The following is a 5,633-nucleotide window of genomic DNA, read 5'->3' on the forward strand; positions in this document are numbered from 1 at the left end:
ACTGAGATACCGCTATCGCGAGCAGGCTCGCTCCCACAGGTTCGTGCCCGGCCACAAAACCGCAGGCAAAAAAAAGCCCGATCTCGCTAAAGCGTTCAATCGGGCTAGAGCACTCATGAGCAACAAGTGCAAAGGGAGGTTCGATGCGCGAACCGGCTTGAAGGAGGTGCGGGAGCTACTTAACCATCAGGTGATTATCTGGCGATTAACGGTTCAGGCAACCTGGGCAAGCTTGGCGTTGGCCTGGTTCAGACCCTTTTCGTGGAAGTCACCGCCCAGGTTCATGCCTTCGGCGTGAATGAAGGTGACGTCGTGGATGCCGATGAACGCCATGACCTGACGCAGGTACGGTTCCTGGTGATCGGAGGTGCTACCGGCGTAGATGCCACCGCGAGCGGTCAACACATAAGCACGCTTGCCGCTGAGCAGACCTTGCGGGCCGGTTTCGGTGTACTTGAAGGTCACACCGGCACGCAGCACGTGGTCGAGCCAGGCTTTGAGGGTGCTGGGAATCGCGAAGTTGTACATCGGTGCGGCCATGACCAGGACGTCGGCAGCCAGCAGTTCGTCGGTCAACTGGTTGGAGCGCTCCAGCGACGACTGTTCGGTTTCGTTGCGCTGCTCGGCAGGTTTCATCCAGCCGCCCAACAGATTGGCATCCAGGTGTGGAACCGGATGGGTCGCCAGGTCACGAACAGTGATCTGGTCGGCCGGGTGTGCGGCTTTCCATTGGCTGATGAAGGTTTGAGTCAGCTGACGCGATACCGAGTCTTGCTGGCGGGCACTGCTTTCGATGATCAGAACGCGGGACATGGGATGTAGCCTCCATCGGTGAATGCTGTAAGTCGATGGAGTGGAGATTAAACAGTGTTGTATCGATGAARAAGCACAAATAACTGCTATAAACCATCAACAAATTCGTTTATAAGCGGAGCGTATCTGCCCCGCCTGTGCAACCGCCCTTATTTGGGTTTGCAGGTCAGGGTGATGTACAGCTTGATGATTTCACGGTTGAACCTGGCCGAGAGGTCGGCGCTTTTGCCTGGCTCCAGGCTCACGCGGCGAGTGCGCGGTAATTCCGGGCCATTGCGGAATGCCACCGTGCATTCGGCGGCTTTACCGCTGGAGTTGTTCAGCGTAATGGCGCCAATGTCGTGTGCGGTGTCATGGGTGGTGTAGTCGATTTTCAGGCCGTTGAGTTGTTTTTGTACATCAATGGGGTAGGCAAACGCGGTCAGCGGCAACATCGCCAGCACCACACAACAGATTTTTTTCATTTGGCAGCCTCCAATGGAAGCTGCCAGCTTAGGACAAGAGGAGCTCATCATGAAAGCGCCCCGCGTGACCCTTGATCAATGGCGAACACTACAGGCCGTGGTCGACCACGGTGGTTTCGCCCAGGCCGCCGAAGCGCTGCACCGTTCGCAGTCGTCCGTCAGCTATACCGTCGCGCGCATGCAGGACCAGCTCGGTGTGCCGCTGTTGCGCATCGACGGCCGTAAGGCGGTGCTGACCGAAGCCGGCGGCGTGCTGCTACGCCGCTCGCGGCAACTGGTCAAACAGGCCAGTCAGCTTGAAGATCTGGCGCACCACATGGAGCAAGGCTGGGAGGCGGAAGTGCGGCTGGTGGTCGACGCCGCTTACCCGAACGCGCGACTGGTTCGCGCCTTGAGCGCGTTCATGCCGCAAAGTCGCGGCTGCCGGGTACGTCTACGTGAAGAGGTACTGTCCGGGGTCGAGGAAGTGCTGCTCGAAGGCGTGGCGGACCTGGCCATCAGTGGCTTCAACATTCCCGGTTACCTGGGCGCGGAGCTGAGTGATGTCGAGTTCGTTGCCGTCGCCCACCCCGAACATGCCTTGCATCGCCTCAATCGTGAACTGAGCTTCCACGACCTCGAAAGCCAGTTGCAGGTGGTGATCCGCGACTCCGGTCGCCAGCAACCGCGTGATGTCGGCTGGCTGGGTGCCGAACAGCGCTGGACCGTCGGCAGCCTGGCCACCGCGGCCACGTTCGTCAGCAGCGGCCTGGGTTTTGCCTGGCTGCCACGGCACATGATCGAACGAGAACTCAAGGAAGGCCTGCTCAAGGTGCTACCGTTGGATCAGGGTGGCAGTCGCCATCCGACCTTCTTTCTGTATTCAAACAAGGACAAACCCCTGGGGCCGGCCACGCAGATTCTCGTCGAGTTGCTGCGCACCTTCGACACCGCGCCGCTGGATGCGCCGTTCGCGGCCCCGGAACAAGCCTGACAAGGAGTTGCACCATGGCCTATTTCGAACATGAAGGTTGCACCCTGCACTACGAGGAATATGGCCACGGCACACCCCTGCTGCTGGTTCACGGGCTGGGCTCGAGTACGCTGGACTGGGAAAAACAGATCCCGGAGCTCTCGACCCGTTACCGGGTGATCGTCCCGGATGTACGCGGCCACGGTCGGTCCGACAAACCCCGCGAGCGCTATAGCATTGCCGGTTTCAGCGCCGACCTGGTCGCGCTGATCGAACACCTGAAGCTCGGCCCGGCGCATCTGGTCGGGTTGTCCATGGGCGGGATGATCGGTTTTCAGCTGGCGGTGGATCAGCCGCAGATGCTCAAGAGCCTGAGCATCGTCAACAGCCAGCCCCAGGTCAGAATGAAAAAACTCAGCGACTACTGGTGGCTGCTCAAACGCTGGAGCATGGCTCATCTGTTGAACATGGAAACCATCGGCAAGGCCTTGGGACGCATGTTGTTTCCCAAACCCGAACAAGCCGATCTGCGGCGTAAGATCGCCGAGCGCTGGGCAAAAAACGACAAACGTGCTTATCTCGCCAGCTTCAAGGCCATTGTTGGCTGGGGTGTGCAGGAACGACTTTCAAGAATCACCTGTCCAACCCTCATCATCAGCGCCGACCATGACTACACCCCGGTTTCGGTGAAAGAAGACTATGTAAAACTGCTGCCCGATGCGCGGCTGGTAGTGATCGAAGATTCACGCCACGCAACGCCATTGGACCAGCCAGACCGTTTCAACCAAACCCTGCTTGAATTTCTAACCGCAGTCGACACCACTACCCAGGATCACTGACCCATGCTGAAAAAAATCGCCCTAGTCACAGGCGCAGTATTGTTCGCCACCAACCTGATGGCCGCCCCAGCACCGCACGTGCTGCTGGAAACGACCAACGGCCAGATCGAAATCGAACTGGACCCGGTCAAGGCGCCGATCAGTACCAAGAACTTTCTCGCTTACGTCGACAAAGGTTTCTACAACAACACCATTTTCCACCGCGTGATCCCGGGTTTCATGGCTCAGGGCGGCGGCTTCACGACGTCGATGCAACAGAAGCCTACCGAAGCACCGATCAAGAACGAAGCCAGCAACGGCCTGCATAACGTGCGTGGCACCCTGTCGATGGCGCGCACCTCCGATCCGGATTCGGCCACCAGCCAGTTCTTCATCAACGTCAAGGACAACGACTTCCTCGACCCGGGCCGCGATGCCGGTTACGCGGTGTTCGCCAAAGTCGTGAAAGGCATGGACGTTGTCGACATCATCGTCAACTCGCCAACCACCACCAAGCAAGGCATGCAGAATGTGCCCATCGACCCGGTGCTGATCAAGTCGGCCAAGCGCATCGACTAAACTGCATTAGGCGTCCTGAGCGGTAGCGGTGTGTTCACCGCGCCGCTCGCATCGAAAAAAGGAGAGCCCGTACGCGGGCGTTTATCTGATGCTCTATCGTCGTTTCGAAAAACTGATCGATATTTTCCGTGACGCCCCGACGGCGGCTCCGCCGAGCCGGGTTCTCCCCTTCTATACCTATTATTTACGTCAGGTCTGGCCGAGTTTTGCCGCGCTGTTGGTCGTCGGTTTGATCGGCGCGCTGATCGAAGTGGCGCTGTTCAGTTACCTGAGTCGAATCATCGATTTGGCCCAAGGCACGCCAAACACGGACTTCTTCAAAATCCATGGCGTCGAGCTGGCCTGGATGGCGGTGGTCGCACTTTTTCTGCGACCGATATTCGTCGGCCTGCATGACCTGCTGGTGCATCAAACCCTGAGCCCCGGCATGACCAGCATGATTCGCTGGCAAAACCACAGCTACGTGCTCAAACAGAGCCTGAATTTTTTCCAGAACGATTTCGCCGGCCGCATCGCCCAACGGATCATGCAGACCGGTAACTCCCTGCGCGACTCGGCGGTGCAAGCTGTCGACGCGTTATGGCATGTGCTGATCTATGCGATCAGCTCGCTGGTGCTGTTCGCCGAAGCCGACTGGCGCCTGATGATCCCGCTGCTGACCTGGATCGCCTGCTACATCGGCGCACTGTGCTACTTCGTGCCGCGGGTCAAGGAACGCTCGGTGGTGTCCTCCGATGCGCGCTCCAAACTCATGGGCCGGATCGTCGACGGCTACACCAACATCACCACGCTGAAGCTCTTCGCCCACACCAACTTCGAACAGCAATACGCCCGCGAAGCCATCGCAGAACAAACCGAAAAATCCCAACTGGCCGGCCGCGTCGTCACCAGCATGGACGTGGTCATCACTAGCATGAACGGCCTGCTGATCGTCGGCACCACGAGCCTTGCGCTGTGGCTGTGGACCCAGTCGCTGATTTCGGTCGGTGCCATTGCCCTGGCCACCGGCCTGGTGATCCGCATCGTCAACATGTCGGGCTGGATCATGTGGGTGGTCAACGGCATCTTCGAAAACATCGGGATGGTCCAGGACGGCCTGCAAACCATCGCCCAACCGATCAGCGTCACCGACCGCGTACCGGCACCACGCCTGGAAGTGGCCCGTGGCGAAGTGCGTTTCGAACACGTGACGTTTCACTATGGCAAGAAAAGCGGAATCATCGACGACCTCAACCTGACCATCAAACCCGGTGAAAAAATCGGTTTGATCGGCCCTTCAGGCGCCGGCAAATCGACCCTGGTCAATCTGCTGCTGCGCCTCTACGACCTGCAGAGCGGGCAGATCCTGGTCGATGGGCAGAACATCGCCAGCGTGGCCCAGGAAAGCCTGCGCGAGCGGATCGGCATGATCACTCAGGACACCTCGCTGCTGCACCGTTCGATCCGTGACAATCTGCTTTACGGCAAACCCGACGCCACCGACGAAGAACTCTGGGAAGCAGTCCGCAAGGCCCGCGCCGACGAGTTCATCCCGTTGCTATCGGATGCTGAAGGCCGCACCGGTTTCGATGCTCATGTCGGTGAACGTGGGGTGAAACTCTCTGGCGGCCAGCGCCAACGGATCGCCATCGCCCGGGTGCTGCTCAAGGACGCGCCGATCCTGATCATGGACGAAGCGACCTCGGCGCTGGACTCGGAAGTCGAAGCGGCGATTCAGGAAAGCCTGGAAACCCTGATGCAGGGCAAGACCGTGATTGCCATCGCTCACCGACTCTCGACCATCGCGCGGATGGATCGCCTGGTGGTGCTGGAAAAAGGCCATATCGCCGAAACCGGCAGCCATGCCGAACTGCTGGCTCATGGCGGGTTGTATGCGCGGCTGTGGCAGCACCAGACCGGTGGGTTTGTCGGCATCGATTGAGACAAGAGCGCTGTAGCAGCTGCCGAGCCCGCGAGGCTGCGTCCGGCTGCGGAGCAGTCGTAATTGCTGTTTACGCGATCTAACCG

General features: G+C 59.2%; 6 protein-coding genes. 4 read left to right on the forward strand and 2 right to left on the reverse strand.

Annotated elements, in window-relative coordinates:
• Positions 1 to 213 precede the first annotated feature (213 nt).
• Both AC1DH9_RS20625 and AC1DH9_RS20630 read right to left on the reverse strand, forming a co-directional pair.
• Positions 214 to 813: an FMN-dependent NADH-azoreductase gene (locus AC1DH9_RS20625; protein WP_054596217.1), complete on the reverse strand. Its 600-nt coding sequence runs from the start codon at positions 811 to 813 to the stop codon at positions 214 to 216.
• 149 nt (positions 814 to 962) lie between these two features.
• On the reverse strand, positions 963 to 1,277 hold the full coding sequence (locus AC1DH9_RS20630) for a 3-phosphoglycerate kinase (RefSeq protein ID WP_427540649.1): 315 nt from the start codon (positions 1,275 to 1,277) through the stop codon (positions 963 to 965).
• 49 nt (positions 1,278 to 1,326) lie between these two features.
• On the opposite strand from AC1DH9_RS20630, the gene AC1DH9_RS20635 reads away from it, so the two are divergent.
• From AC1DH9_RS20635 to AC1DH9_RS20650, 4 genes are all read left to right on the forward strand, one after another.
• Positions 1,327 to 2,250, forward strand: a complete 924-nt coding sequence (locus AC1DH9_RS20635) for a PA3225 family LysR-type transcriptional regulator (protein ID WP_427531357.1) — start codon at positions 1,327 to 1,329, stop codon at positions 2,248 to 2,250.
• A gap of 14 nt (positions 2,251 to 2,264) precedes the next feature.
• On the forward strand, positions 2,265 to 3,068 hold the full coding sequence (locus AC1DH9_RS20640) for an alpha/beta fold hydrolase (protein WP_427540646.1): 804 nt from the start codon (positions 2,265 to 2,267) through the stop codon (positions 3,066 to 3,068).
• Positions 3,069 to 3,071: 3 nt separating this feature from the next.
• On the forward strand, positions 3,072 to 3,626 hold the full coding sequence (locus AC1DH9_RS20645; protein WP_427531353.1) for a peptidylprolyl isomerase: 555 nt from the start codon (positions 3,072 to 3,074) through the stop codon (positions 3,624 to 3,626).
• 88 nt (positions 3,627 to 3,714) lie between these two features.
• Positions 3,715 to 5,547 (forward strand): ABC transporter ATP-binding protein, encoded by a 1,833-nt coding sequence (locus AC1DH9_RS20650; protein WP_427531351.1) that lies wholly within the window; start codon positions 3,715 to 3,717, stop codon positions 5,545 to 5,547.
• Positions 5,548 to 5,633 lie beyond the last annotated feature (86 nt).

Source organism: Pseudomonas sp. 05T35 (assembly GCF_056396605.1).

Coding starts and splice junctions, on each gene's coding strand:
- AC1DH9_RS20625 (WP_054596217.1), bottom strand. CDS start 813: ATGTCCCGCGTTCTGATCATCGAAAGCAGTGCCCGCCAGCAAGACTCG.
- AC1DH9_RS20630 (WP_427540649.1), bottom strand. CDS start 1,277: ATGAAAAAAATCTGTTGTGTGGTGCTGGCGATGTTGCCGCTGACCGCG.
- AC1DH9_RS20635 (WP_427531357.1), top strand. CDS start 1,327: ATGAAAGCGCCCCGCGTGACCCTTGATCAATGGCGAACACTACAGGCC.
- AC1DH9_RS20640 (WP_427540646.1), top strand. CDS start 2,265: ATGGCCTATTTCGAACATGAAGGTTGCACCCTGCACTACGAGGAATAT.
- AC1DH9_RS20645 (WP_427531353.1), top strand. CDS start 3,072: ATGCTGAAAAAAATCGCCCTAGTCACAGGCGCAGTATTGTTCGCCACC.
- AC1DH9_RS20650 (WP_427531351.1), top strand. CDS start 3,715: ATGCTCTATCGTCGTTTCGAAAAACTGATCGATATTTTCCGTGACGCC.